The sequence below is a fragment of the Bradyrhizobium diazoefficiens genome (genome assembly GCF_016616885.1).
Lineage (GTDB): Bacteria > Pseudomonadota > Alphaproteobacteria > Rhizobiales > Xanthobacteraceae > Bradyrhizobium > Bradyrhizobium diazoefficiens_F.
In genome coordinates, this window is record NZ_CP067102.1 from 3531510 (window position 1) to 3557874 (window position 26365).

Here is a 26365-nt window from a genome sequence, read left to right on the forward strand (position 1 = left end):
ATGAAGGCGAAACTTGGAATTGCCCCCATTGCCTGGTGGAACGACGATCTTGCCGAACTCTCCGACGACGTGAGCCTGGAGGAGTGCTTACGGCAGGCGAGCGTCGCCGGCTTTACGGGAATGGAGACCGGACGGCGATTCCCCATGAACATAAAGGAGCTCGGCCCGATACTCGCGCGGTTTGGCATTTCCGTGTGCGGCGGCTGGTTCTCCGGTCTTCTGCTCGACGGTGACATCGAACGGGAAAAGGACCGCATTCGCGCTCAAATGGATTTCTTCGTTGCGGCGAAGGCGCCCTGCATCGTCTACGGCGAAACGGCGCGCTCGATCCAAGGCATTCGCTCTGCGCCGCTCGATACCAAACCCAGGCTTTCGGAGGCGGAGATCAAGGCGTATGGACGCAAGATGACGGCTTTCGCGGAATGGTGTGCCGGGCAGGGAATGCCGATCGCCTACCATCACCACATGGCTGCTGCGATCGAGACCGAAGCTGAGCTCGACATGCTCATGGCGAATTCTGGTGAGGCGTTACCGTTGTTGTTCGATGCTGGTCACCTGGCATTTGCCGGCGGCGACGTTTTGCGTGTCATCGATAAACATCATTCTCGCATCGGCCATGTGCATACCAAGGACGTTCGCGGCAGCGTCATCGACAAGCTCGACCGGAAACGGCAGAGCTTCCTCGACGCGGTCGTGAAAGGGGCCTTCACCGTGCCGGGCGACGGCTCGCTCGATTTCGCCGCGATCATCGCCCGCCTCGCGTCCTACGGCTACGAGGGTTGGTTCGTCGTCGAGGCGGAGCAGGATCCGAAGGTCAGTCCGCCGCTGGAAATGGCCAAGAAAGGTCACGCGGAATTGATGCGCTTGATGGCATCTGCTGGATACGAAGTCGCGCAATGAACCACACCGGGCGTACGCGAAGAAGCGCTCAGGTCTCGCCCTGTCCTGGCGGGGTCATCTTGGCGTCAAGTCGGGAGAGGAGGTGTGAAATGAGCATCGGTATAGGGATCATTGGCACAGGTGTAATGGGCGCCGAGCATGCTCGGATACTCCGACACGGGACTCCCGGCGCTCATCTTGCTGGGATTTGTGATGCCAACCCGGATCGGGCGCAGACAGTTGCCTCTGGAGCAACCGTCTTTTCGGATCCTCAATTGTTGATCGCGTCGGATCAGATCGACGCCATCGTGATTGCATCGCCCGATGCAACACATGCGGCGCTAACACGCGCCTGCGTCGAGGCGGGGAAGCCTGTTCTCTGCGAAAAGCCTTTGGCGTCCTCAGCGGCGGATGCCCTGGACGTGGTGCAGGCGGAAGTCGCTTTGGGTCGCAGGCTCATCCAGGTCGGATACATGCGCCGGTTTGACCCCGGCTATCAGGAGATCAAACGCGTCAAAGACACCGGCCAATTGGGTGGCCCCGTGTTGTTGCACAACGTGCACCGAAACGTTCGCGCGCCGGAGTGGTTCAACGGTTCGATGGCCATCACGAATTCGTTCGTCCACGAGATCGACGTCAGCCGTTGGCTGCTGGGGTCGGAGATGGTTTCTGCGCACGTGGAGGCGGGGCCCGGCGGCGAGCCCCTCATGATCACGATGAAGACCGACAAGGACGAGATTGTTTCGACGGAGGTTTTCGTAAACGCCGGCTACGGCTACCACGTCCATGTCGAACTGGTCGGTCGGCAGGGCACGGTATCGCTGGCGCCGGCGTCGCTGACGCTGTTGAACAGAGACAAAGCTGGCGGTCATTCGTATCCGGACAATTGGGTGCCGAGGTTCGAAGAGGCGTATCGCAGGCAGATGGCCGATTGGGTCGGCGCTGTGAAGACCGGAGCGTCGGTCGGAGCAAGTGCATGGGACGGCTATGTCGCCTCGGCCATCGCAGAGCAAGTCGCTGAGGCTCTCGCCGGAAATGGTGTGGCTCCGCTGCGATATGGGCCACGTCCCTCGCTGTATGACTGACAGAGCGAACGAGGCTGCACGGAAGTCGACAACGTCTCACGCGATCCAATGCGAGTGCTGGAGAGGAAATGATGATCAAGTATGCAGTTGTCGGCGCGGGCTGGATTTCGCAACAAGCCTTCTTGCCGGGAGTCGGACAGTCCACAAACTCGAAGGTTACCGCGATTGTGACGGGCGATCCGGACAAGGCAGTGCGGTTGGCGGATTTCTATGGCATCGGGCAGATTGTCGGATATGACGGATATGATGCCCTTTTGAGGGGCTCCGATGTCGATGCGGTGTACATTGCTCTTCCCAACCACTTGCATGCCGACTTCGCCGTTCGCGCGGCTCGCGCCGGCAAGCACGTCTTGGTCGAGAAGCCGCTAGCCACAAGCGAACAAGATGCCCTCGCCATGATCGCCGCTGCGCGCGAGGCCGGCGTGTTTCTGATGACCGCGTACAGACTCCACAACGAACCCGGAACCGTCGCGGTGCTCGAACAGATCCGCAACAACGCGATCGGCCGGCCTCTCTTCTTTCAATCGGTGTTCAGCTTTCAAGCGCCGCCAGGGAACCACAGATTGAAAGCTGCGAGTTGGGGCGGACCGCTCCAGGACGTCGGGGTCTATTGCGTCAATGCGGCTCGTCACGTCTTTGCAGAAGAGCCAATTGAGGCCATGGCGATGGTGCACCGACCGAACGGAGACCCGCGCTTTTGCGAGGTGGAAGCGTCTGTCGCAGCAATGCTGCGTTTCCCTTCGGGCGGCCTGGCGCAATTTGTCGCCAGCTTCGGGGCGGCCGCTGTCGACAACTATCGGGTCGTCGGGACGGCGGGCGATCTCGAACTCGATCCCGGCTTCAGGTTCGAGACTGCAACAAAACTCCGTCTGCGCCGCGACGGCGAGGTCCGCGAAACTCAATTTCCGCAAATCGACCATTTTGGCGCCCAGGTGGAATACTTTTCAGATTGTATCAAAGCCGGAACACCGCCAGAGGCTGATGGCGAGGAGGGGTTGGCGGACTTGCGCGCACTGGTCGCAATTGAGACGGCCGCCCTGACCGGACAACCACAAACGATCGCGTCCCCTCCACGTGACCGCCATCCGACACCCGACATGGTGCGAGTGACCCCCGTAACCGATCGGCGACTGGTTTTCTGAAGCGCTGCGTGGCATCTTAGCGTAGTAAGCCCACTCGAGTAGTTCTACTGACTGGTCACTGTTGGAATCCGCGGATTGATGTCGTTTTTCTGTAGCCTCGCTGCCAGCGCTACCGTCAAAGCCTGTGCAAGGCACATCGGAGCGGCGAGCGAACGCGAAAAGGTGTATTCATGCTCTGGAACAGCGAACAGAACGCGGGCGCTCTTGGTCAGCGGCGATAGCGTGCTATCCGACATCGCAATGATGGGAACACCATTGCGCCCGGCTTCCTCCACAACGTTGACGACCTCGTTTGCGTAGAATCGGAACGACACGGCAACGAGCACGTCCTTCTTGCGGATCGTACGCGCCATGTGCGTAGCAAGTCCGCCGCCTGCGTCGAGCAACACGCAACGTTTGCCCAGCATGGTCAATATGTAGCGAAGGAATTCAACCACGGGCGCTGAACGCAGTTGCCCGATCAGAAAAACCGAGTCCGCTCTCTCAAGGAGACTCACCGCTTCCGAGAGAGCTTTCGGCGAAATATCCGTGAGCATGTCCTGAAGAGAAGCAATGTCACGGACGACCAGGTCGCGCAGAAAGCCAACTTCGCTGCGATCCGTACGAGCACCCAACTCGATTTCCAGAGCTTTAATGCGCGCCTCAAAACCCGGGGCGGCGGTCGACAAGCGCCTTTGAAACAGTACCTGGAGTTCCTTGAAGCCTTCGTAGCCAAGCGACTGCGCAAAGCGCACGAAGCTTGAAGCATGGATGCCGCAGCGATCGGCGATCGCGTTTACCGACAGGACCGCGACATCATTCGGGTTCTGGGTCAGGTAAACGGCTATCTTTTGATAGGACTTGCTCATGTCATCGTAGCGATCGTGGATGACACGGATCAATTCCTCGTAGTTTTCCGGTGTCTTCACGTCCTGCATCTACCGTGCTCTCGCCATTCTCGTTTCATTGCCTGCGAATGCCGACAATTTGCCCTGGTTTGGGAAGCGGCCCTCCCTAAGTCAATTTGCGATAGTTAAGGCATCTCCGTGACCCAGGTATCCAGCAATAAGGCCTCGTCGTCGATCGGCCGGGTTAAAGACCCAAGGTGACTCACGCGCCCTCGCGTCACCATCCCTGGCGGCGGCATAGAATCATCGATAGGGCCGGCGAACAATTATTGACACTTTTGCATATTAGCAATAACTCTTGCAAGTAAATCGAACAGGCGTCGCGGGAGGACATGGTGGCGATCAAATTCGCATTGCTCGGGTGCGGGCGTATTGGCGTCTTGCACGCTCGGAATGTTGCGAAGGCGGACGGGGCGCGCCTGGAGACGGTATTCGATCCGAACACAACTGCCGCCGAAGCGGTCGCCAGAGTGCATGGCTGCGGGGTATCCGCAAGCGTGGAAGATGCGATTTGTAAGGCCGACGCAGTTCTGATTGCGACATCGACTGCCACGCATGCCGATTTGATCGAACTCGCGGCAAAAGCTGGCAAGCCGATTTTGTGTGAGAAGCCGATCGATCTCAGTCTCGATCGGGTGCGGGCATGCCGGAAGGCGATCGAAGGCTACAACGTCCCAATTCAGATTGGCTTCAATCGCCGCTTCGACCCCGGGCACCGCGCCGCTCGCAACGCCTGCGCCGCAGGCAAAATCGGGAAACTTGAGCAGGTCGTCATCACATCGCGTGATCCGGGGATGCCACCGCGAGGTTACACGGCAGTCTCCGGCGGTATCTTCCGTGACATGACGATCCACGATTTTGACGTGGCGCGGTTCATGTTGAACGACGAGCCGACCGAGGTCTTCGCGACCGGCAGCGCGCTTGTTGATCCCACCATCGGAGCCGATTTTGGCGACTTCGACTCTATCATGGTTGTTATGCGCACTGCTGATGGAAAGCTGTGCCATATCAATAACTCTCGACGTGCTGCCTTTGGCTACGATCAGCGGATAGAGTTGTTTGGCAGCGAGGGGATGTTCATCTCCGACAACAGGAAGGCGCACGAGCTGAAATTTTATGGCTCGACCACCACCGATGCGGCCGAGCCCTACCTCAACTTCTTTATCGAGCGCTATGCGGAGGCCTACGAAGCCGAGATCGCCGCGTTCATTGCCACCATTCGCGATGGTCGGCCGACCCAAGCGACTTTCGATGACGGTTACCGTGCGCTCGTGCTCGCGGAGGCGGCGATCGACTCCGCCAAGACCGGCAGAAAGGTCGAGGTCCGCAATATCGCGTGACGTTGAAACGTGCCTTCGGGGCGTCGAACAGCAGCAGGGTCAGGCTACGCAAGGTCTCATAACCGAGAGCCCGATCCGATCGTTGGAGAACTTGTATGACTTCGATGGATGGAAAGATCGCGATTGTCACGGGCGGTACGCAGGGGCTCGGTGCCGCCATCGCCAAACTCTTCGCCGAGCGCGGCGCGAAGGGCATCGTAACGTGCGGTCGTGACGAGACGAAGGGGCGAGCAAAGGCCGATGCAATCGCCACAGCCACGGGCGCAGCCGTGGCATTCGTGCGCGCTGACCTGACAAAGATCGAGGATTGCGCCAAAGTCGTGGCTGAAGCGGACAGGGCCTTCGGGCGCGTCGACGCCTTGGTGAACGCCGCGGGCGACACAAGCCGCGGCACCATCATCGACACAAGCCCCGAGCTTTTCGACAAGATCTTCGCCGTCAATACGCGCGCCCCCTTCTTTCTGATGCAGGACGCGATCAAGCTCATGCGCCGCGACAGCGTGCAGGGCACGATCGTCAACGTCTCTTCAATGTCGGCGATGGGGGGCCAATCCTTCATTGCTGCTTATTGCGCATCGAAGGGGGCACTCGATACGCTGACGCGAAATACCGCTCATGCGCTGCTGCGCAACCGCATCCGTGTCAACGGTCTCAACATTGGATGGATGGCCTCGGAAGGCGAGTTCAACACGCAGCAGGTCCACCATGGCCGGTCTGCGAACTGGCTCGAAGAAGCCGCCGCGCAGCAGCCCTTCGGCCGATTGCTCGATCCCATCGAGGTCGCGCGAGCCGTTGCGTTCCTGTCCTGCGACGAGTCCGGAATGATGACGGGAGCCACAATCAACTTCGATCAAAGCATCTGGGGCGCCTACGATACGTCGCCGCAACCGGAAACGCCGCTCTGAGACGATCCGAGGCAGGCTTTTCTTTGTGACGAACGGCGACCGCACTGGCCTTTGGCTTCGTTGATGGCGTCGGTGCTCTCGTGTCGCCCATTTTAGCCCGGCGAGCAATGATATGGTCTCTCGCACTTCTGATTTCCGGGCGTTCTGGCCAAGCCGCCATGAACGATCCACGGCAAGGACACCCGCCTAGCAAGTGAAATAGGTATTGCGCAAACGTAGTTCGTGCAATATTAATTGCAGGCGATATGAAGCGGCCGGATAGAGCCGCCATCGCACGATGGAGGGAATGCGTGGCTTTGCTCGATGTGCGAAGCATCTCGAAGAGCTTTGGTGCCATTCGCGCGCTGTCCGATGTCAGCTTTTCGATCGATGCGGGGGAAGTGGTCGGGCTGATGGGCGACAACGGCGCCGGCAAATCGACCATGGTGAAGCTGATCGCCGGAAACTTCCCGCCAACCGAGGGCGCCATCGTCGTCGACGGCAAGGCATGCCATTTTCACCGGCCAATCGAAGCGCGGGCCGAGGGCATCGAAGTTGTCTATCAGGAGCTTGCGCTCGCCGACAACCTCACCGCAGCGGAGAACGTTTTCCTCGGAAGGGAAGTCAAGAAGGGGATCTGGCCGTTCCGCATCCTCGACAAGCAGTCGATGATCGGACGCGCCGGCGAGCTCTTCGCGGAGCTTAAGTCGGAAACTCGTCCACGGGACCTCGTGAAAAAGATGTCCGGGGGGCAACGCCAGGCTGTTGCGATTGCCCGGGCCCGGCTGTCCAACCCCAAGCTCGTCCTGATGGACGAGCCGACTGCTGCCATTTCTGTACGACAGGTCGCCGAAGTGCTCGAGCTCATCCGCCGACTGAAGTCTCGCGGGGTATCGGTGATGCTGATCAGCCACCGCATGCCTGACGTGTTTACCGTCTGCGATCGTATCATTGTGCTCCGGCGTGGCTCAAAAGTGGCTGACAAGGAAACCGCAGCGACCTCGCCGGAGCAGATCACCGGCCTGATTACGGGGGCGATCCGTGAAGCCTAGCTCCACCAAAGTGATAGAAGAAACACACGCCGCACTCAGCGACGTCGTCAGCATTCGCGAGCAGACGGCCTTCCAACGCCTGGTGACCAGTCAGGCATTCTGGGTCGCAGCCGCGCTCTTGGCTCTGGTGATCTTCATGACCTGGCTGGAGCCGAGTTTCGGCACAGCCGACAACGTAACAAACATCACGCGCAACTTCGCTCCGCTTGCGATCATGAGCCTCGGCATGACTGTGGTCATCATCACAGGGGGCATCGATCTATCCGTCGGTTCGGTGATGGGGCTCGTTGCCATTGTCACCGGGTTGCTGCTGACCTGGCATCATCCCTGGTACGTCGCCTTCGCCGCCGGACTCCTCGCGGGACTGGCGTGCGGCGCTTTCAATGGTTTCTTTGTTGCCTATGTTGGCATGCCGTCCTTCGTCGTGACGCTCGGTATGCTGTCGATCGCGCGCTCGCTGGCCGTCGTGCTGTCCGGCAACCAGATGCTGTACCAGTTTGGTCCGGACGCGCCGATCGTCAGGGCAATCGGCCAGGCAAAATGGCCGCTCCATGCGCCAGCTGGCTGGGCGCCACGCTCGATTCCGGAGTTGTCCTCCCATTTTTGGGTAATGCTGATTCTTGCCTCCATTCTTGGCGCCATCTTCATATTCACGGCCTGGGCGCGCCACCTCTACGCGATCGGCTCCAACGAGAACGCCGCGCGCCTGACCGGCGTGCCGGTCGACTGGATCAAGTTCCAGGCCTACGTCCTTTCGTCGTTCACGGCCTCCATCGCCTCGCTGCTGCTCCTTGGCTACAGCGGCTCGGCCATCAACGCGATGGGGACCGGCTACGAGCTCCGCGTCATCGCCGGCACGGTCATCGGCGGCGCCAACCTGATGGGCGGCTATGGGACCGCCTTCGGCGCCGTGATCGGCTCGGCGTTCCTCGAGGTTATTCGCAACGCGCTTTTGATGGCCGGCATAGATTCGAACTGGCAAGGTGCCTTCGTTGGCATGTTCATCGTCATCGCCGTGCTGCTCGGCATGCAGGCGAGCGGAACGTCGCTGGTCGCTACGATCCGTGAGTGGGTTGTCTGGAAGCGTAGTTAGGAATCCGATGGAGATAGTGTCGGAGACTTGGAATCAACAAAAGGGAGGAGACACGTGTATAAACATCTACTAATGGCTGCCGTCGCGTTTTCAGCGCTGATGGGAGGACAGGCCTACGCGCAGCAGAAGTTCACCTTTGCGCTCGTTCCCAAGAACATGAACAATCCGTTCTTCGACCAGGCGCGCGACGGTTGCAAGAAGGCGGAAGCCGAGTCCAAGGGCGCCTTCCAATGCATGTATATCGGCCCCGGAGAGCACGGCGGCGGCGAGGAGCAGGTGCAGATCGTGCAGGACCTCGTTGCAAAGAAGGTGGACGGCATTGCCGTGGCACCGGCCAACGCTGCAGCGATGGCCGTCGCGCTGCAGGCCGCCAAGGGCGCAGGCATTCCCGTGTTGACCTGGGACTCCGACGTTCTCCCCGAGAACAAGGATCTGCGCCTTGCCTATATTGGCACCCACAACTACGAAATTGGCGTCAACATCGCCAAGATCGTGCAGACCATCAAGCCGAAAGGCGGCTCGATCTGTATCCAGTCCGGCGGCGCAGCTGCAGCCAACCACAATGAGCGCATGAAGGGCATCCGTGACACGCTGGCCGGCAAGGAGTCTGCGCAATCGCCCGGGGAGCGGCTGACTGGACAGAATGGCTGGAAAGAGATCGACGGCTGCCCGCTCTACACCAACGACGATTTCCCTCTGTCGGTGCAGCAATTCCAGGACACCATGGCAAAGAACCCCAGCCTGGACGCATTCACGCCGACGGGCGGCTTCCCGCAATTCGTACCGGACGCCAACCGCGCTGCGGTTGCGCCCTTCAAGGACAAGATCGCCAAGAAGGAGTTAGCGTTGGTGGTTGCCGACACACTGCCGGTTCAGATCGACCAGATGAAGGAGGGGTTTTCGCTCGGCCAAGTGGGACAGCGTCCGTTTGAGATGGGCTACAAGACCATGTTCGCGCTGAAGGACGTCAAGGAAGGCAAGGCTCCGCCCAAAGATCCGACCTATACGGGACTCGACGTTTGCACGTCCAAGAACGTCGACACCTGCATTGCGAAGTAGTCCGAGCTTGACGGCGGCGGGCTAGGTACCTAGCCCGCTGCCGTTTCACGACGATGAAATCGAATGCAGCCGCGAGCCGCCTGGGATCTTCAATCGTACCTGACCTCGGGGGCACTATTGCCGAGCTGTGAGAGGCATCGCCAGCATACGAACCGCGGCTTAGGGGAGGGGCAGTCGTTGGCGTAAGGTTGACCACAACTTATCGGCCCTGATGTTGTTGGCAGCGGTTGGCTCAAACTTGCCCATGATGGATCGGAGCGAGAGTTCAGTAATTTCAGTTGGTTAGAAGGCGGCGTGTGCACGACGTGTGCACCGGCAGATCAAGAAAAATCTTGTCACAGCTTACGTGAGCAGGCCTGTGGCGCATGTCCACGGTTTGAATTTCCGAGTGCAGGAAGCGGGCGAGTGCTTACGAGCAGTCTCAGTTGTTCGAGGTTGAATGATCGAAGATCTTGGGTTTGACTCCCACTCTCTCCGCCAGTTCCTCCTCATCCTGAGCACCATACCGCGTACAGTCCCATTGGTACGCGGTGACTCTGTGCGCGTCCTAGATTTGGATATTGGGGCGAGCAAATCGGACAATCTGCGCGATCAGAGGTGTCAGCATTTCGGAGCACGTCGGAAGAACTCGAGGGCTCGTAGGAATGCCTACGGAAAACACCGAGTCTGCGCGGCGCCCACCAGCCAATTGCTAAAGGGCTACAGGCAGGTTCGACAATCAGAGGATTTCGCATAGGGATTCATCGACGTGTCGCACTGCAACAAAATGGCCAAACCCGGAACTGCGCGGCAATTGGCTCCTCCCGTCTGTTGAAATTCTACAGCTCTTGGGCTTCACTTCCGCGCCTGACGCCTCAAACCGTGCTGGCCGCCCAATGCAATTGAAACCGGTCTTTGGGATAGAGGACACCCATCGTATCCTGCACCGGTTCCAGGCCGACATCCGCGCCTCAAGCGAGGGCCTGGGCTGGTCTTCGGCATTTGCCTCGATCCAGCGCGAACGAGCCTATGAGGGCAAGCTGCATGTGCTCTCGGACAGCCTGATGGTCCTGCATCGCGGCGGCCCGGTCGATATCACTTATACCGTGGACGGAAGATCCATTAACCGGCACATCCCTAAGGGCGGCGTGTTCTTTCTCCCGGCTGGCCATGAATGCGACGTTGCGCTGCGTGCCGCGCTCGATACGACCCACATCTATCTTCGCTCCGACCTGTTCGCGGATCAGGAGAGGGGCGCCCACAACGTCGTCGGCGGACTGGCTCCCAGGCTTGGCGAGAGCGACGCGGTCCTCGAGCATCTCGCCGCGGCGATCGGCGAGACCATCATCGGTGACCTGCCGGCCGCATCGCTGTTCGTCGATCCGATCGTCAAGGCGATCGCCAACCGCTTCATAGCCATCAATTATCACACACCGGCGGTCGAGCCGGGCAAGCAGACGCAGCGGCTGAACCATCGGCAGATGCAGCGAATCCGCGACTTCGTCGAGGCCAACCTCGAGAACGATATCCGGCTGGACATGATGGCGGCCGTCTGCGGCCGCAGCACCGAATATTTCGTGCGTATCTTCAAGGCGACGGTCGGCATCTCGCCTTATCAATACGTGCTCAATCTTCGGATCGAGCGCGCCAAGGCGTTGCTTTGCGAGGAAGGCTCGAGCATCGCCGATGTCGCCCTGCAATGCGGCTTCTCGCACCAGGAACACCTGACGCGCATGTTCCGCCGCTTCACCGGCATGACCCCGGGCCGCTACCGCGGCCCCCACTGAACGCGCGTCCGTGCGCTAAGCCGGTCTTTTGTCCTCTTGGCAGGAGAGGGCATCATTTTCGCAGTTTTGTGCAGGAGTCCTCCGGTTTCGTGCAGGCCCGCACCGCCCGTCGCGCATAGCCTCCCACCCAAAACGACAAGCAATCCAGATCGCCGGACCTCCGGCGCGGGAGGACGCCATGAGCATCGCCGGTATTGATGCCAAACATGCAGGCAAGTTCGACGATCAGGAACTCACCGCGGAAGTGATCCGCAGCTTTGACGCCACACCAGATCCCAGGCTCAAATTTATTCTCGAACAGGTCGTGACGTCGCTGCACGATCTCGTGCGCCGCACCAATCTCACTTTTGAAGAGTGGGAGCTGGCGATCGATTTCCTGACCCGAACCGGACAGACTTGCACGCCGCTGCGGCAGGAATTCATCTTGCTCTCCGACGTGCTCGGCGTGTCGATGCTGGTCGATGCGGTCAATCACCGCGAACGGGAAGGCGCCACCCAGACCACCGTGCTTGGGCCGTTCTATGTCGGCGAACACAAGCCGACGCCGCACGGCTCCGATATTTCGCGGGGCATCACCGGCGAGCCGATGTTCGTACGCAGCCGCGTCACCGATTTGGCCGGCCAGCCGCTCGCGGGCGCCGAGATCGACGTCTGGCACGCCGACGACGACGGCTTCTACGATTCGCAAAAGCCATCCTATGAGACGCAAGGTCCATCGCTGCGGGCGCGGTTCGTTACCGACGCCGAGGGGCGGTTCTCGTTCCGCACCATTCTGCCCTGCAGCTATCCGATCCCGACCGATGGCCCGGTCGGCGATTTGATCGCGGCGACCAAACGTCATCCGATGCGCCCGGCCCATGTCCACTTCCTGGTCAAGGCGAAAGGCTTTGAGCCGCTGGTGACGCACGTGTTCATCGAAGGCGACGAATACCTCGCCTCGGATGCGGTGTTCGGCGTCAAAGACGAGCTTGTGGCCAGGGTCGAACGTCACGACCTGCCGGTGATGCCCGATGGCACGCCAGCATCCGGGTCGTGGCATCTCATGTCTTATGAATTTCAGATGAAGCCGGGGACGGGCGTCGTGCCGCGGCCGATGATGGTCGCAGCGAAGTAGCGCGATCTCGTACGTCACAGACGAAATTGGGAGAGGGAAATGGCCAAGACGGTTAGGACCACAGTTGAGACGGACGTTCTGGTGGTTGGAAGCGGGCCCGCCGGTGGGACCGCCGCGGCGCTGCTCGGCATGTACGGCGTCAAGCATATTCTGGTGACCAAATATGGCTGGCTCGCCGATACACCACGCGCCCACATCACCAACCAGCGGGCCATGGAAGTGTTGCGCGACCTTGGCCTTGAGGAAAAGGCCGTTGCCCAGGCGACCCCGCAGCATCTGATGGCCAACAACGTGTTCTGTGAAAGCCTCGCGGGTGAAGAGCTCGGCCGGTTGTATTCGTGGGGCAATCATCCGGCGAGGCGCGCCGACTATGAACTGGCGAGCCCGGTCAGCATCTGCGACCTGCCGCAGAATTTTCTGGAGCCGATTTTGCTCGAGGCCGCGGGCCAGCGCGGTACCTCGATCCGATTCAACACCGAATTCGTCGATCTGGTCCAGGACGCCGACGGCGTCAGCGCGACCGTGAAGGATCGGCAGACCGGGGAGACCTACGAGATCCGCGCCAAATACCTGATCGGCGCCGACGGCGGTCGCAGCCGCGTCGCCGAGGTCATCGGCCTGCCGATGCAGGGACAGATGGGCCGCGCCGGCAGCATGAACATCATCGTGCAAGCTGATCTCACCAAATACGTCGCCCATCGACCGAGCGTTTTGTACTGGGTGCTGCAACCCGGCGCGCAGATCGGCGGCATCGGGGCCGGCCTGGTGCGCATGGTTCGGCCGTGGAACGAATGGCTGTTCATCTGGGGTTACGACATCGAGCAGGGCGAACGGCAACTGACCGATGATGAGGCGATTTCGATCGTGCGCAATCTGGTCGGCGACGAGACGATCGAGGTCACGGTCCGGTCGACCTCGACATGGACGGTCAATGAAATGTATGCGGGGCACTATTCGTCGGGCCGGGTGTTTTGCATGGGCGACGCGGTGCACCGGCACCCGCCAACCAACGGGCTCGGCTCCAACACCTCGATACAGGACGCCTACAATCTGTGCTGGAAGCTGAAACTGGTTCTGGAGAACAAGGCAGCGCCAGCGCTGCTCGACAGCTACTCCGCGGAACGTCAGCCAGTCGGGAAGCAGATCGTGACCCGCGCCAACAAGAGCATCGGCGACTTTCCGCCGATCTTCGAGGCGGTCGGCTTGCTGTCGTCCACCGATCCGGATCAGGCGAGGAAGAATATCGAGGCGCGTAAGGCTCCGACCGAGGAAGGCAAGGCGCGGCGCAAGAAGCTTTATGCCGCGATTGCGCACAAGAGCTACGAGTTCAACTGTCACGGCGTCGAGATGAACCAGCGCTACGCGTCCAGCGCCGTGGTCTCCGACGGCACGGCGGAGCCGGCGTTCACCCGCGACCACGAGCTCTATTACCACGCCACCACCTGGCCGGGCGCGCATCTTCCCCATGTCTGGATCGAGCATCACGGCGTTCGCAAGTCGACGCTCGACCTCGTCGGCAAGGGTCGTTTCACCCTGCTGACCGGCATCGGCGGCGAATGCTGGCGTGATGCCGCCGCCGCGGTTGAAGCGGCCTATGGCTTGCCCGTCGATGTCGTGAGCATTGGTCCCGCCGGCTGCGATGCGCAGGACATCTATGCCGACTGGTATCGGCAGAGCGAGGTCGATGAGGACGGCTGCGTCGTGGTGCGGCCGGACATCTACGTCGCCTGGCGCGCCAGGCAAGCCGTGGCGGGCGCTTCGGATGTCCTGATCGGCGTATTCGGACAATTGCTCGGCCGCGCCGCCGAAACGGGGCGCTCCGAGGCTTCCGTCGCCGCGGCCTGACGAGGCTTTCAAGCAAATGAATTGCGGCCGGCTATGCACCGGCCGACACGGAGGAGGGAAAATCATATGACCAGCAAGACATTTGGATATCCGGCGGCAGGAATGAGTCGTCGCCGCATTCTGCAAGGCCTCGCCGGCGGCATCGCTGCGACCGGCGCGATGACGTTGTTCGCCCCCGCGGTTCGTGCCGCAAAGCCGATCAAGGTCGGCTATGTCTCGCCGAAAAGCGGGCCGCTCGCCGCTTTCGCCGAGGCAGACGATTTCGTGCTTAGTGAATTCCGCAAATTCGTCAAGGACGGCGTGAAGGTCGGCTCGCAAACCTATCCGATCGAGGTCGTGACCAAGGACAGCCAGTCGAATCCGAATCGTGCGGCAGAGGTCGCCAAGGAGCTGATCACGCGCGACAATGTTTCGCTGATCCTGGTCGCCGCTACGCCCGAGACCAACAATCCGGTGGCGACGCAATGCGAGCTCGAGCAGATCCCCTGCATCTCGAGCGTGGCGCCGTGGCAGACCAATTTCATCGGCCGGCAGGCCAATCCAGGTGATCCCAAGACTTGGAAGCCGTTCGACTACACCTTCCATTATTTCTGGGGGCTTGAAGACGTCATCGGCGTGTTCACAGGCATGTGGCAGCAGGTCGCGACCAACAAATCGGTCGGTGCGCTGTTTCCGAACGACGCCGATGGCAATGCTTGGGGCGACAAGGGTATCGGCTTCCCGCCGGTGCTTTCGACGCAAGGTTTCAAGCTGACCGATCCGGGCCGTTTCCAGAATCTGACCGACGACTTCTCCTCGCAAATCTCTGCGTTCCGCGGCGCCGACGCCGAGATCGTCACCGGCGTGATCATCCCGCCGGACTTTACGACGTTCTGGAATCAGTCACGTCAGAAGGGCTTCAAGCCCAAGGTCGTGTCGGTCGCCAAGGCACTGTTGTTCCCGACCACTGTTCTGGCGCTGGGCAAGAGCGGCAACAACATCTCGACCGAGGTGTGGTGGACCCCGAGCCATCCCTACAAATCGAGCCTGACCGGCGTCAGCGCCAGGGATCTCGCCAAGGGTTACGAGCAAGCGTCCGGCAAGCAATGGACCCAGCCGATCGGCTTCGTCCATTCGCTGTTCGAGGTCGCGGTCGATGCCATCAAGCGCGCTGGTGATCCGACCGATGGCGCCGCGCTTGCGAAGGCGATCGGCACTACCAAGCTCGAAACCATCGTGGGACCGGTGGCGTTCGGCTCCGACAAGGTGCCGCCGTTCGCCGCGAAGAATATCGCCAAGACGCCGCTCGTCGGTGGCCAGTGGCGTTTGAACGACGAAAAGTACGACATGGTCATCACCGAAAATAAACAGGCCCCGCAGATTCCGCTCGGTGGCGACATGCAGGCGCTGAGTTAACGCCGGCGCATTTCGCATTTTTTGATCGATAACGGGTCGCAACGATGCTTGAACTCAAAGCCGTCTCCAAGGCGTTCGGCGCCATCGTCGTGGCCGAGCGCATCGACCTCCGCCTGTCGTCCGGCGAAGCGCTCGGCGTCATTGGACCCAACGGCGCCGGCAAGTCGACGCTGTTCAACCTCATCACCGGGATGCTGCGGCCGGATTCCGGCCGCATCGTCCTGGATGGCGAGGACATCACGGATCTTGCGCCGGAAGACCGATGCCGTGCGGGCATCGGTCGGTCCTTTCAGATCCCGCGGCCATTCGATCATCTGTCGGTGTTCGAAAATCTCTCGGTCGCGGCTCTGTTCGGCGGCGGCCTGGGGGAGGCCGAGGCCGTTCAGGTCTGCGGCCGGACGCTGGTGCTGACCGGACTTGAGGCGAAGGCCAACCGGCTGGCGGGAAGCCTGCCGCTGCTCGATCGCAAGCGTCTGGAACTGGCGCGTGCGCTCGCCACCTGTCCGCGCGCGTTGCTACTCGATGAAATCGCCGGCGGCCTGACCGAAGGCGAGTGTCACGAGCTGATCGCGACCATTCGTACCATTCACGCGGAAGGCATCGCCATCATCTGGATCGAGCACGTGGTTCACGCGCTGCTGGCGGTGGTGCAACGGCTGGCGGTGCTGGATTTCGGGCGGGTGGTCGCGCAGGGTGCGCCGTCGGAGGTCATGCGCTCCAGCGAGGTGCAGACCATCTACATGGGAGTGCCGGCATGACCGCGCTGCTCAGGGTCACCGCACTCGATGCGTTCTATGGCGACTTCCAGGCGCTGTTCGGTATCGATTTCGAGCTCCGAGAAGGCGAGGCGGTGGCAGTGATTGGCGCAAACGGCGCGGGCAAATCGACGCTGTTGAAGTCGCTGGCAGGACTGGTGCGCAACCGGCCCGATGCGGTCCGTCTTGCCGGCCGGCAGATCGGCGATAGTCCGGCTGCAAGCATCGTGCGGCTGGGGCTCGCGCTGGTGCCGGAAGGCCGGCAGTTGTTTCCCTCGCTAACCGTCGAGGAAAATCTTTTGATCGGCGCGTTCGGCGGTGAGCGCACCTCGCCGTGGGATCTGGCATCGGTGTACCGGATGTTTCCGGTGCTGCATGAACGAAGGCGCGGCAGCGTCACCGTGCTGTCGGGCGGCCAGCAGCAGATGGTGGCAATCGGCCGCGCGTTGATGTCCAATCCATCGGTCCTGCTCTGCGACGAGATCAGCCTTGGCCTCGCGCCCATCATCGTGGAGGACATCTACCGGATGCTGCCGCGGATTTGCGACAACGGCACCGGCATCATCGTCGTCGAGCAGGACATCGCCCGCGCGCTGCGCAGCACCGATCGCTTCTACTGCCTGCAGGAGGGCCGGGTCACGCTCGCGGGCCGGCCGGCGGAAGCGAGCCAGGACGCCATTCACTCGGCGTATTTCGGAACATGAGGCCGCGATGATCGGACTGGACACGGCGATCGAGGGTGTGCTGCTTGGCGGCGTTTATGCACTGTTCGCCTTGGGGCTCTCGCTGATCTTCGGCATCATGCGGCTGGTCAATCTGGCGCATGGCGACTTGATCCTGCTTGCGGCCTATTTGTTATTCAGCGTCACAACCGTGCTCGGCGTTCCCTTGATCGTCGCCACGCTGATGATCGTGGTGGTGATGTTTGCGGCCGGCTTTGCCTTGCAGCGGCTGGTGCTCGAGCGGGTGCTTGGGGACGACATCCTGCCGCCATTGCTGGTGACATTCGGGCTCTCCATCGTCATTCAGAATGGCTTGCTGCTGGCGTATGGCGCCGACAGCCACAGGCTCCAGGCCGGTGCGTTCGAGTCATCGTCGGTGGCGCTGGCGGGGGGATTGAGCGTCGGTCTCGCGCCGCTGACGGCCTTGCTCACCGCCATCATTGCCGTCGCGCTGCTGCAACTGCTTTTCTATCGTACGTCGCTCGGCCGGGCGTTTCGCGCGACCGCCGACAATCCGCAGATCGCGCAGCTGATGGGCATCAACGAGCGCAGCATCTACGCCGTCGCGGTGGGGATCTCGCTTGCGGTCTCGGTGATCGCCGCGATCACGTTCGGCATCCGTGCCAATTTCGATCCCTCGATCGGACCGGCGCGGCTGCTCTATGCGTTCGAGGCGGTGATCATCGGCGGCTTGGGCAGCCTGTGGGGCACGCTAGCAGGTGGCATCGTGCTCGGTCTGGCGCAAACCATTGGCGCGCGGATCAATCCCGAGTGGCAGATTCTCGCCGGCCATCTCGCTTTCCTGGTGGTGTTGATGGTTCGTCCCCGTGGTCTGTTCCCATCGAGGCGAGCATGAGTGTGGTGGCCGTGCGCGAGAAGATCGAGATCGAGATCGAGAACGCTGAAGCCGCGCCGGTGTGGCGGGTACGCGTCGGTACGTCGCTGTCGCGCGCAGCGGCGATTGCCGCTGCGGCCATCATGGTGGCGTTGGCGTTGCTGCCGGCGATCGCGTCGCGCAACTTGATTCAAGATCTGATTTTCGTGTTCACGATGCTGACCCTGGCGCAATTGTGGAACGTGCTGGCGGGATGGGGCGGTCTGGTCTCGGTCGGGCAGCAGGCGTTCGTCGGACTCGGTGCGTATGCGCTGTTTGCCGGCGTCATCATGGTCCAGATTGATCCGATGTTCGCGATCCCGCTCGCCGGTCTGTTTGCGGCCGTGGTCGCCGCCATGCTGGGACCGTTGCTGTTTCGATTGGACGGCCCTTATTTTGCCATCGGCAGTTGGGTGGCGGCGGAAGCGCTGCGGCTCGTCTGCGCGCAATTCAAGACACTCGGCGGCGGCACCGGCATGTCGATCTCGCCATCGGATCTGTCGCAGATGATCGGCCTGAAACCGGTTCAGGCGCTGTTTGGCATGCGTCCCGCTGCCGCGCGGGACGTGCTGATCTACTGGATCGCGCTGCTGCTCGCGGTGATGGTGACCCTCGGCATCACTGCGTTCGCCCGCTCGCGGATGGGGCTCGCGCTCGCGGCCAGCCGGGACAATGCCGCCGCCGCGCGGAGCGTCGGCGTGCGCACCGGCCGCATCCGATACCTGCTTTGGATCATGGTTGCGTTCGCGACCGGCATGGTCGGCGCGGTCGTCTACCTCCAGAAGGCGCGGATTTCGCCGGATGCGGCGTTTAGCGTCACCGACTGGACTGCTTACGTCATCTTCATCGTGGTGATCGGCGGCGTCCGCACCATCGAAGGACCGATGATCGGCGTGCTGACGTTGTGGGGCCTGATCACACATCTGGCGCAATACGGCAGTCTCTATCTGGTCGTACTCGGCACCGTTGCGATTTTAATAGTGCTGTTCATGCCCAAGGGCATCTGGGGCGAGATCTCGAGGCGGTGGGAGATTCGGCTCTTTCCAACTCAACGCATGCTCAGCCGTGATTCGCACCACAACGATTTGGCAAAGTAGGTCGCGCTGCGACAACGAATATTACCAGATCGAAGCGCTTGCGTGACCCGCAATCCTCGAACTTGCCGACGTCTGCGTGAAGCAAGAGAAGCTGGCCGTCATCGTATTGCTTCTGCCGACGCGGCCTTCAGAGAGCGGACGGCTCTTCTGCGATGGCATTGGAAACAAGGAATTTGATTGCGACATTCGCACCTTCCGGCGAAACGGACGGCGAGGGCGAGCCCAATGCGCTGAGAAGCAACTGTCACCAGTGAAAATTGCTGGTTCTAACGAAGCCGATCGCGCGGTTCGTGGCGTCACGCGGGGAAGTCAGAAAAAATCGTCGCGCCGCGATCGGCCGTGCCAACCTTGGTGCGGAGGGAGCCGAACAGCTCCCGACCGACACCCCAATGTGACGGTTCAAGATCGGCTTCAGCCGGACGGCGTGCCGCCCATTCGTCGGCATCCACCTGCACGGTCAGGGTGCCGGCCACCGCATCGAGGCGGACCAGGTCGCCGTCGCGAATGCGCGCGATCGGGCCGCCATCGACGGCTTCCGGCGTGACATGGATCGCCGCCGGCACTTTGCCGGATGCACCCGAGAGCCGTCCGTCGGTGACCAGCGCGACCTTGAAGCCGCGATCCTGCAAAACGCCGAGCGGTGGCATCAGCTTGTGCAATTCGGGCATGCCGTTTGCCCGTGGCCCCTGGAAGCGCACCACCGCGACGAAATCGCGTTCGATCTCGCCGGCCTTGAACGCCGCCTGCAAGGCTTCCTGACTGTGGAAGATGCAGGCCGGGGCCTCGATCACGTGACGCTCCCTGGCGATTGCGGAGGTCTTGATCACCGCTCGACCGAGATCGCCGGTGAGCAGCGTCAGGCCCCCGGTCGGTTGGAAAGGAGCCTTGGCGCCGCGCAGCACCGCCTCGTCGCCACTGGATTTTGCGCCATCGCGCCAGGCGAGCGCGCCGTCGGCGCCAAGCATCGGCTCCTGGACATAGGCATCGAGCCCCTTGCCCCAGACCGTTTCGACGTCGCGATGCAGGAGCCCATCGCCAAGCAGCTCGCGGATGACGAAGCCCATGCCTCCGGCGGCGTGGAAATGGTTCACATCGGCCTTGCCGTTCGGATAGATCCGCGTGAGCAGCGGCGTTGCTTCGGCGAGATCGGCGAAATCGTCCCAGGTCAGCCGGATGCCGGCGGCCGCGGCCATGGCGACCAGGTGCAGGGTGTGGTTGGTCGAGCCGCCGGTGGCATGCAGTCCGACCACGCCGTTGACGAAGGCGCGCTCGTCCAGCATGCGCCCGACCGGGGTATAGTCATTGCCAAGCGCGGTGATCGCCATCGCGCGCTCGGCGGCTGCCTTGGTGAGCGCATCACGTAGCGGCGTATTGGGATTGACGAATGAGGCGCCGGGCAGGTGCAGGCCCATGATCTCCATCACCATCTGGTTGGTATTGGCGGTGCCGTAGAACGTGCAGGTGCCGGGGCCGTGATAGGATTGTGCTTCGGCCTCCAGCAGTGCATCGCGGCTGACCTTGCCCTCGGCGAAGAGCTGCCGGGTCTTTGCCTTCTCGTCATTGGAGAGGCCAGAGGTCATCGGTCCGGCCGGGATGAACACCGCCGGCAAATGACCAAAGGAGAGCGCGCCGATCACGAGGCCCGGCACGATCTTGTCGCAGATGCCGAGGAACACTGCCGCATCAAAAGTCTGGTGCGAGAGCGCCACTGCGGTGGCGAGCGCGATGACGTCGCGGGAGAACAGCGAGAGTTCCATGCCGGCCTCGCCCTGGGTGATGCCGTCGCACATGGCCGGCACGCCGCCCGCAACCTGGGCAACTCCACCGGCGGCTCGGGCCGTGGCGCGGATCAACTCGGGAAAGCGCTCATAAGGCTGATGAGCGGAGAGCATATCGTTATAGGCGGTGACGATGCCGAGATTGGCCGCTGCGCCGGCGCGCAGCATCGCCTTGTCGCCGGGTCCGCAGGCGGCGAAGCCATGGGCCTGATTGGCGCATCCGAGTTTCTGGCGGCGCGGGCCGTTGTCGGCGGCAGCAGCCAGCCGGTCGAGGTAGCGCCCGCGCGTGTCGTGGGAGCGTTTGGCGATGCGATCGGTCACCTCGCCAATACGGGCATTGATCATGGGGTGGTTGGCTTGGTCGGTCATCCGCATCTCCTTTGCTGGTCTAGTCGGGCTGCAATCAGAAACGCGGCAAACCCGCGGCAGATGTTTCGCGCGTACTGACAGGCTTGTCGGCGACAGAGCCCAAAAGTCTCTGCACGCGTTGAGCCGGGGCTCGCGGCGCTGCCGGCGCCGCATCCGCATACGGACTCCTCACACTCCGTCCTCTTGCCACGTCCTTCCGTCGCGCTCGATCAGCGCGATCGCGGCCGAGGGGCCCCAGGTGCCAGCGGTATAGGGACGCGGTGGTTCGTTCATGATGCGCCAGGCATCCAGCATGGGATCGACCCAACGCCAGGCTGCCTCGACCTCGTCGCGGCGCATGAACAGCGTTTGGTCGCCGCGCACCACATCCAGGATCAGGCGCTCATAGGCATCGGGATTGCGCACCTTGAAGGCTTCGGCGAAACTCATATCGAGTGGCACATGGCTGAGGCGAATGCCGCCGGGACCGGGATCCTTGATCATCAGCCATAGCTTGACCCCTTCGTCCGGCTGTAGCCGGATCACCAGCTGATTGGCGTGGATCGGCCCTGCCGTCCCGCCGAAGGCCGAATGCGGCACAGGCCGGAAGCCGACCACGATTTCCGAGACACGTGTGGCGAGGCGCTTGCCGGTGCGCAGATAGAAGGGCACGCCAGCCCAGCGCCAGTTCGCCACCTCGGCCTTCAACGCCACGAAGGTCTCGGTCCGGCTGAGGCTGCTGCCGAGCTCGTCGAGGTAGCCCGGGACGGCGCCGCCTGCAGAGGCGCCTGTGCGGTACTGGCCGCGCACGGTCAGGCTCGCCGCGTTATGCTCGTCGATCGGCTTCAGCGCGCGCAGCACCTTGAGCTTCTCGTCACGTACCGCATCGGCCTCGAGCGAGGGCGGCGGCTCCATGGCGACGAGGCAGAGGAGCTGGAGGAGGTGGTTCTGCACCATGTCGCGCATGGCGCCGGCCGTATCGTAATAATCTGCGCGCTCCTCGACGCCGAGGCACTCGGCGACGGTGATTTGGACATGGTCGATATGGGCGGCGTTCCAGACTGGTTCGAACAGCGCGTTGGCAAAGCGCAGCGCCATCAGGTTCTGCACCGTCTCCTTGCCGAGATAGTGGTCGATCCGGTACACGCGCTCCTCCGGAAAGACCTTGCCGATGGCTTCGTTGACCCGGATCGCCGAAGCGAGATCCTTGCCGATCGGCTTCTCGATCACCACCCGGGCTTCGTTTTCAGCCAGACCATAGCGGCCGAGCTTCTCGCAGATTGGTCCGAAGAGATGCGGTGCCGTGGCCAGATAATGAACCTGGATGCGACCTGCATGGGGCGTGATCAACCCGGCCAGATCGGTCCAGCCATCCTCACCTTCGACATCGACCGCCACATAATTCAGCCGTGCCAGGAAGCGCTCGAGCTCGGGGCCGGTCGCTATCGATACCGGCACATGCTCGATCACGGCTTTGCGCGCCAACGCAATGAACTCGTCCGGGGCCATCGCGCGCCGCGCCACGCCGAGAATGGACGCTTCTTCGGGCAACTGGCCGGCAAAATCGCGATGAAACAGTGCCGGTAGCAGCTTGCGGCGCGCGAGATCGCCCGTCGCGCCAAACACGGTCAGGACAAAGGGAGCCACCGGTATCACGCGGCTGGTCATGCAAGGGCCTCTCTCAATCTCAATCTCAATCTCAATCTCAATCCAGTTCGGACGCTAGGCATGAAGCAGGTTCGCTTCGACATCGGCCGCGGTCGGCAGGTCTGCGCCACGCCGGGTGACGGTGATGCTGGCGACCGCAGTCGCATAGGCGAGCAGATCACCGATCGCTTGCGTGTCGAGCGCCGCTATCGAATCAGGATGAAGTTTGCCGGCCTTGGCGAGTTGTGCGAGCACGGCTGCGTGAAAGGAGTCGCCGGCCCCGACCGTGTCCCGCACCACGACGGAGGGGGCGGGCACCGAGACGCTGCCCGCGGCGGAGAAAGCGGTCGCTCCGCGTATTCCCTCTGTCACCACCACCAGGCGGGCGCCGCAGCCGAGCCAATAGGCGGCGGCCTCGGCGATGGAGACGCGGCCGCCCCATGCGATGCGCACATCCTCGTCGCTCGCCTTGATCAACGTCGCAGTCCGGTAGAAGCGCTCGGCCGCGGTGTTCCAGCGCGCCATGTCGCCGATTACGTTCGGGCGCATATTGGGATCGACACTGATGACACGCCGGCACTTCTCGCGTTCGGCCAGTGCCGCGAAGGCGGAGCCCACCGGCTCGACCACCATCGTGTAGGAGCCGAAGGTCAAAGCCTGGATCTCCTCGGGCAGTACGGCAGGCAGATCGGAGAGTCCAAGTGAGCGGTCGGCCGCACCCTCGCCATGAAAAGTGTAGCTCGGCTGGCCGTCACGGGCGGTGGCGATAGCGGAGATGGTCGAGAGCCGATCGGCGCGTACAAGGAAGCGATGGTCGACGCCCTCTCGGGCGAGCGTATCGGCGAGCAGCGTGCCGAAGCGGTCGCGCGAGATACCGCCGAGGAAGGCGCTTGGTATGCCGAGCCGGGAAAGACCAATGGCGACGTTGAAGGGAGAGCCGCCGGCAATAGCGCGAGCCGGCATTTCAGCGTCCTCTGGCGGACCAACGAAGAGATCGATCAGGGCTTCGCCGCACACGAGGATCATGCTTCAATCCTTGAAAAGGACATCGTGGTCGCGGGCGAAGGCGGCGAGCAGCGGCAGCGCCGCGCCGCCGATTGCTCGCGCATCGCGCCCGATCGAGCCCTCCACGACCGCGGCTTCGGTCAGGCCCTGCCGGTCGATGCCGGCGAGCCGTTCGTTGACACGCCCGACAAGACGCCGACGCACGTCGGCGGGAAAGGCGCCGTCGATGACGACTGCTTCGAAGTCGATCACGGCCAGCACAGCAGCAACGGCTTGCGCCAGGGCCTCGGCAGCTTCCGCGATCCAGGCGTCCAGCGGTTCCTTGAAGCTCGACCAGTCGTCGGGCGAGAGCCAGATGTCGGTGCCGCGTTGGCCTGCGTCGATCAGCCGTCGTTCCAGGCGATAGATGGAGGCAGTGCGAATGAGTTGCTGGAGACTGGCCGCGCCGTTCTGCTCGCGTCGCATCACCGGCATCGAGCCAAGCGCGCCGGCGTTGCCGCTGCGGCCGGGAAGCAGGCTGCCATTGAGCACGATGCCGCCGCCAATGAAGGTGCCGACATAGAAATAGGCGAAGTCGCGATAGGCGCTGCCGGCGCCGAATGTCAGCTCGGCGGCGCAGGCCGAGGTCGCGTCATTGCAGAGTCGCACCGGCCATGGTGCGAAATGGCGCGACAATTCGGCGGCGACGTCGAAATCCCGCCATTCACCGAGTGCGCCCGTTGGCGTTTCGAGATCAGTTTCCCAGTTCCACAACTCGAACGGCATGGCGACGCCGAGGCCGCTGATACGTTCATGTTGTGTGTCCGGTATCTCTGCGAGAAGGTTCGGCATCTCGCGCTCGACAAACGCCAGAATGTCGCGCGGTGCAGGAAACGCGTAGATCGTGCGACGTCTGGCGCGGATGCCAGCAGTGAAATCCATCAGGGCAAGGTTGGAGCTGCGCCGACCGATCATCAAGCCAATCCCGAACGCACCGTCAGGATTGAGCGAATAGGGCACCGACGGCTGACCGATGCGGCCGCGCTGAGGCTCTCCCGCGAGCAGCAACCCATCCGCTTCCAGCCGGTTCATGATGACGGTCGTGGTCTGGATCGAGAGCCCGGTGAGGCGCGCGATCTCGACCTTGGCGAGTTTTTTGTGTCGACGGATGAGCGACAGGATCAGACGCTCGTTGTAGAGCCGCACGCCCGTCTGCGTAGTGCCTCGACCCTCGGCGGAAACCGTTGCCACGGGTTGATCGGTCTCCGGGAGCGGCGCTCCTTCTCCCATCCTCAGCTCCCAAAAACCTTGTTCGTTTTGTTTTCGCGACAGCTCTGTAGCGTCCGTAGCGCCGCTTGCGAAATCCGCACCGAGAATGAGCCCAATGATTCCTCGGTGTCAATTATTAAATCGGGATGATTTATTTATTGACAGGTTACCTCGGTCCGTGTCTCATAAGATCACTCAAACAAAAGGCCTGCGGTCGAACCGCGCCGATCACAACAGTTCCAAGGAGGAAACCATGCGTCAGGCATACGGGCTTTTCGCCGTGTCTGCGTTCGCGCTTGCTGTGAGCTTTCAAGCCGCCAATGCCGCCGACAAGCCAATCGTCGGTCTCATCACCAAGACCAACACCAACCCGTTCTTCGTCAAGATGAAGGCGGGCGCCGAAGAGGCCGCAAAGGCCAATGATATCGAGCTGCGCTCTTTCGCCGGCAAGGTGGATGGCGACAATGACGGTCAGGTCGCGGCCGTGGAAAATCTGATTGCCGCCGGCGCCAAGGGCATTCTGATCACGCCGAACGATTCACGCGCCATTGTGCCGGCCATCGAGAAGGCGCGCGCAGCCGGCCTCCTGGTGATTGCGCTCGACACGCCGCTCGATCCACCGAATGCGGCGGACGCGACCTTTGCCACTGACAACTTCCGGGCGGGCGAGTTGATCGGCCAATGGGCCGCCAAGACCCTCGGCGAGAAGGCGGCATCGGCCAAGATCGCCATGCTCGATCTCAATGTGAACCAGATCTCGGTCGACGTCGCCCGCGATCAGGGTTTCCTCAAGGGCTTCGGCATCGATATCGGCAACCCTGCCAGGATCGGCGACGAGAAGGATGCCCGCATCGTCGGACATGACGTCACGGCCGGCAGCGAGGAAGGTGGCCGCAAGGCGATGGAGAACCTGCTGCAGAAGGACCCCGGTGTCTCGGTGGTCTATACCATCAACGAGCCTGCGGCGGCCGGTGCCTATGAGGCGCTGCGCTCGGTCGGCCGAGACAAGGACGTGGTGCTTGTATCCGTCGACGGCGGCTGCCCTGGCGTACGCAACGTGAAGGATGGCGTGATCGGCGCAACCTCGATGCAGTTCCCGCTGCTGATGGCGGCCAAGGGCGTCGAAGCGGTCAAGAAATTCGCGACAGACGGCAGTAAGCCCCAGCCGTCTCCCGGTCTCACCTTCTTCAATACCGGCGTGGAACTGGTGACCGACAAGCCGCTCGCTGGTGAGACGTCGATCGACAGTGCGGTCGCCCTGAAGAAGTGCTGGGGCTGAACTTCAAGCCGGCGGTAAAAACGAGGGAAGCGCCGGTGCCGACAAGCGCGTCGGTGTCTCCCCGCTGCGAG

At 62.1% G+C, this 26365-nt stretch carries 22 protein-coding genes; 17 read left to right on the top strand and 5 right to left on the bottom strand.

Features of this window, described 5'->3' with window-relative positions; genetic code table 11:
- The 3 genes from iolE to JJC00_RS16225 all read left to right on the top strand — a co-directional run bounded on the left by iolE (position 1) and on the right by JJC00_RS16225 (position 3106).
- The gene (gene iolE / locus JJC00_RS16215; protein WP_200473522.1) at positions 1–900 is read left to right on the top strand and encodes a myo-inosose-2 dehydratase; all 900 of its coding nucleotides are present in this window, start codon (positions 1–3) and stop codon (positions 898–900) included.
- An 89-nt stretch (positions 901–989) separates the two neighbouring features.
- Positions 990–1964: a Gfo/Idh/MocA family oxidoreductase gene (locus JJC00_RS16220; protein WP_200473523.1), complete on the top strand. Its 975-nt coding sequence runs from the start codon at positions 990–992 to the stop codon at positions 1962–1964.
- Between the two features lie 68 nt (positions 1965–2032).
- Positions 2033–3106 carry a Gfo/Idh/MocA family protein gene (locus JJC00_RS16225; RefSeq protein WP_200473524.1) on the top strand — a complete coding sequence of 358 codons (1074 nt, stop codon included), beginning with the start codon at positions 2033–2035 and terminating at the stop codon, positions 3104–3106.
- Between the two features lie 44 nt (positions 3107–3150).
- Here the strand turns inward: JJC00_RS16225 and JJC00_RS16230 are convergent, their stop codons facing one another.
- Positions 3151–4023, bottom strand: a complete 873-nt coding sequence (locus tag JJC00_RS16230) for a MurR/RpiR family transcriptional regulator (RefSeq protein WP_200473525.1) — start codon at positions 4021–4023, stop codon at positions 3151–3153.
- Positions 4024–4328: 305 nt separating this feature from the next.
- Here JJC00_RS16230 and iolG point away from each other — a divergent pair, with 305 nt between their 5' ends.
- The 13 genes from iolG (at position 4329) to JJC00_RS16295 (ending at position 18989) form a co-directional block, all read left to right on the top strand.
- On the top strand, positions 4329–5333 hold the full coding sequence (gene iolG, locus JJC00_RS16235; RefSeq protein ID WP_200473526.1) for an inositol 2-dehydrogenase: 1005 nt from the start codon (positions 4329–4331) through the stop codon (positions 5331–5333).
- Between the two features lie 95 nt (positions 5334–5428).
- Positions 5429–6238 carry an SDR family oxidoreductase gene (locus JJC00_RS16240; RefSeq protein WP_200473527.1) on the top strand — a complete coding sequence of 270 codons (810 nt, stop codon included), beginning with the start codon at positions 5429–5431 and terminating at the stop codon, positions 6236–6238.
- 245 nt (positions 6239–6483) lie between these two features.
- The gene (locus JJC00_RS16245; protein WP_246774231.1) at positions 6484–7269 is read left to right on the top strand and encodes an ATP-binding cassette domain-containing protein; all 786 of its coding nucleotides are present in this window, start codon (positions 6484–6486) and stop codon (positions 7267–7269) included.
- Between the two features lie 10 nt (positions 7270–7279).
- Entirely contained in the window at positions 7280–8362 is a 1083-nt protein-coding gene (locus tag JJC00_RS16250) for an ABC transporter permease (protein WP_246774232.1), read from the top strand.
- A 54-nt stretch (positions 8363–8416) separates the two neighbouring features.
- The gene (locus tag JJC00_RS16255) at positions 8417–9421 is read left to right on the top strand and encodes a substrate-binding domain-containing protein (protein WP_200473529.1); all 1005 of its coding nucleotides are present in this window, start codon (positions 8417–8419) and stop codon (positions 9419–9421) included.
- Between the two features lie 875 nt (positions 9422–10296).
- On the top strand, positions 10297–11187 hold the full coding sequence (locus tag JJC00_RS16260) for a helix-turn-helix domain-containing protein (RefSeq protein ID WP_200473530.1): 891 nt from the start codon (positions 10297–10299) through the stop codon (positions 11185–11187).
- A gap of 178 nt (positions 11188–11365) precedes the next feature.
- Entirely contained in the window at positions 11366–12301 is a 936-nt protein-coding gene (locus JJC00_RS16265) for an intradiol ring-cleavage dioxygenase (RefSeq protein ID WP_200473531.1), read from the top strand.
- A 39-nt stretch (positions 12302–12340) separates the two neighbouring features.
- Entirely contained in the window at positions 12341–14146 is a 1806-nt protein-coding gene (locus JJC00_RS16270; protein WP_200473532.1) for an FAD-dependent oxidoreductase, read from the top strand.
- Positions 14147–14212: 66 nt separating this feature from the next.
- The gene (locus JJC00_RS16275) at positions 14213–15541 is read left to right on the top strand and encodes an ABC transporter substrate-binding protein (RefSeq protein ID WP_433996508.1); all 1329 of its coding nucleotides are present in this window, start codon (positions 14213–14215) and stop codon (positions 15539–15541) included.
- Positions 15542–15585: 44 nt separating this feature from the next.
- The gene (locus JJC00_RS16280) at positions 15586–16299 is read left to right on the top strand and encodes an ABC transporter ATP-binding protein (RefSeq protein WP_200473533.1); all 714 of its coding nucleotides are present in this window, start codon (positions 15586–15588) and stop codon (positions 16297–16299) included.
- Positions 16296–17000, top strand: a complete 705-nt coding sequence (locus tag JJC00_RS16285) for an ABC transporter ATP-binding protein (RefSeq protein WP_200473534.1) — start codon at positions 16296–16298, stop codon at positions 16998–17000. Before JJC00_RS16280 ends, JJC00_RS16285 begins: the two co-directional genes overlap by 4 nt.
- A gap of 7 nt (positions 17001–17007) precedes the next feature.
- Positions 17008–17874: a branched-chain amino acid ABC transporter permease gene (locus JJC00_RS16290; protein ID WP_200473535.1), complete on the top strand. Its 867-nt coding sequence runs from the start codon at positions 17008–17010 to the stop codon at positions 17872–17874.
- Complete coding sequence (locus JJC00_RS16295) at positions 17871–18989, top strand: branched-chain amino acid ABC transporter permease (protein WP_200473536.1); 1119 nt, start codon at positions 17871–17873, stop codon at positions 18987–18989. Before JJC00_RS16290 ends, JJC00_RS16295 begins: the two co-directional genes overlap by 4 nt.
- A gap of 296 nt (positions 18990–19285) precedes the next feature.
- Here the strand turns inward: JJC00_RS16295 and edd are convergent, their stop codons facing one another.
- From edd to JJC00_RS16315, 4 genes are all read right to left on the bottom strand, one after another.
- Positions 19286–21112, bottom strand: coding sequence for a phosphogluconate dehydratase (gene edd / locus JJC00_RS16300; RefSeq protein WP_433996530.1), 1827 nt, complete (start codon positions 21110–21112; stop codon positions 19286–19288).
- Between the two features lie 192 nt (positions 21113–21304).
- The gene (zwf, locus tag JJC00_RS16305; protein ID WP_200473537.1) at positions 21305–22783 is read right to left on the bottom strand and encodes a glucose-6-phosphate dehydrogenase; all 1479 of its coding nucleotides are present in this window, start codon (positions 22781–22783) and stop codon (positions 21305–21307) included.
- A 54-nt stretch (positions 22784–22837) separates the two neighbouring features.
- Positions 22838–23788 carry a carbohydrate kinase family protein gene (locus tag JJC00_RS16310; RefSeq protein WP_200473538.1) on the bottom strand — a complete coding sequence of 317 codons (951 nt, stop codon included), beginning with the start codon at positions 23786–23788 and terminating at the stop codon, positions 22838–22840.
- A 3-nt stretch (positions 23789–23791) separates the two neighbouring features.
- The gene (locus tag JJC00_RS16315; RefSeq protein ID WP_246774233.1) at positions 23792–24997 is read right to left on the bottom strand and encodes an ROK family transcriptional regulator; all 1206 of its coding nucleotides are present in this window, start codon (positions 24995–24997) and stop codon (positions 23792–23794) included.
- 271 nt (positions 24998–25268) lie between these two features.
- On the opposite strand from JJC00_RS16315, the gene JJC00_RS16320 reads away from it, so the two are divergent.
- Positions 25269–26294, top strand: a complete 1026-nt coding sequence (locus JJC00_RS16320; protein ID WP_200473540.1) for a sugar ABC transporter substrate-binding protein — start codon at positions 25269–25271, stop codon at positions 26292–26294.
- Positions 26295–26365: the final 71 nt, after the last annotated feature.

Coding starts and splice junctions, on each gene's coding strand:
- JJC00_RS16290 (WP_200473535.1), top strand. CDS start 17,008: ATGATCGGACTGGACACGGCGATCGAGGGTGTGCTGCTTGGCGGCGTT.
- JJC00_RS16245 (WP_246774231.1), top strand. CDS start 6,484: ATGAAGCGGCCGGATAGAGCCGCCATCGCACGATGGAGGGAATGCGTG.
- JJC00_RS16280 (WP_200473533.1), top strand. CDS start 15,586: ATGCTTGAACTCAAAGCCGTCTCCAAGGCGTTCGGCGCCATCGTCGTG.
- JJC00_RS16310 (WP_200473538.1), bottom strand. CDS start 23,788: ATGATCCTCGTGTGCGGCGAAGCCCTGATCGATCTCTTCGTTGGTCCG.
- JJC00_RS16240 (WP_200473527.1), top strand. CDS start 5,429: ATGACTTCGATGGATGGAAAGATCGCGATTGTCACGGGCGGTACGCAG.
- JJC00_RS16225 (WP_200473524.1), top strand. CDS start 2,033: ATGATGATCAAGTATGCAGTTGTCGGCGCGGGCTGGATTTCGCAACAA.
- edd (WP_433996530.1), bottom strand. CDS start 21,112: ATGATCAATGCCCGTATTGGCGAGGTGACCGATCGCATCGCCAAACGC.
- JJC00_RS16270 (WP_200473532.1), top strand. CDS start 12,341: ATGGCCAAGACGGTTAGGACCACAGTTGAGACGGACGTTCTGGTGGTT.
- zwf (WP_200473537.1), bottom strand. CDS start 22,783: ATGACCAGCCGCGTGATACCGGTGGCTCCCTTTGTCCTGACCGTGTTT.
- JJC00_RS16285 (WP_200473534.1), top strand. CDS start 16,296: ATGACCGCGCTGCTCAGGGTCACCGCACTCGATGCGTTCTATGGCGAC.
- JJC00_RS16265 (WP_200473531.1), top strand. CDS start 11,366: ATGAGCATCGCCGGTATTGATGCCAAACATGCAGGCAAGTTCGACGAT.
- JJC00_RS16295 (WP_200473536.1), top strand. CDS start 17,871: ATGAGTGTGGTGGCCGTGCGCGAGAAGATCGAGATCGAGATCGAGAAC.
- JJC00_RS16320 (WP_200473540.1), top strand. CDS start 25,269: ATGCGTCAGGCATACGGGCTTTTCGCCGTGTCTGCGTTCGCGCTTGCT.
- JJC00_RS16220 (WP_200473523.1), top strand. CDS start 990: ATGAGCATCGGTATAGGGATCATTGGCACAGGTGTAATGGGCGCCGAG.
- iolE (WP_200473522.1), top strand. CDS start 1: ATGAAGGCGAAACTTGGAATTGCCCCCATTGCCTGGTGGAACGACGAT.
- JJC00_RS16230 (WP_200473525.1), bottom strand. CDS start 4,023: ATGCAGGACGTGAAGACACCGGAAAACTACGAGGAATTGATCCGTGTC.
- JJC00_RS16275 (WP_433996508.1), top strand. CDS start 14,213: ATGACCAGCAAGACATTTGGATATCCGGCGGCAGGAATGAGTCGTCGC.
- JJC00_RS16260 (WP_200473530.1), top strand. CDS start 10,297: ATGCAATTGAAACCGGTCTTTGGGATAGAGGACACCCATCGTATCCTG.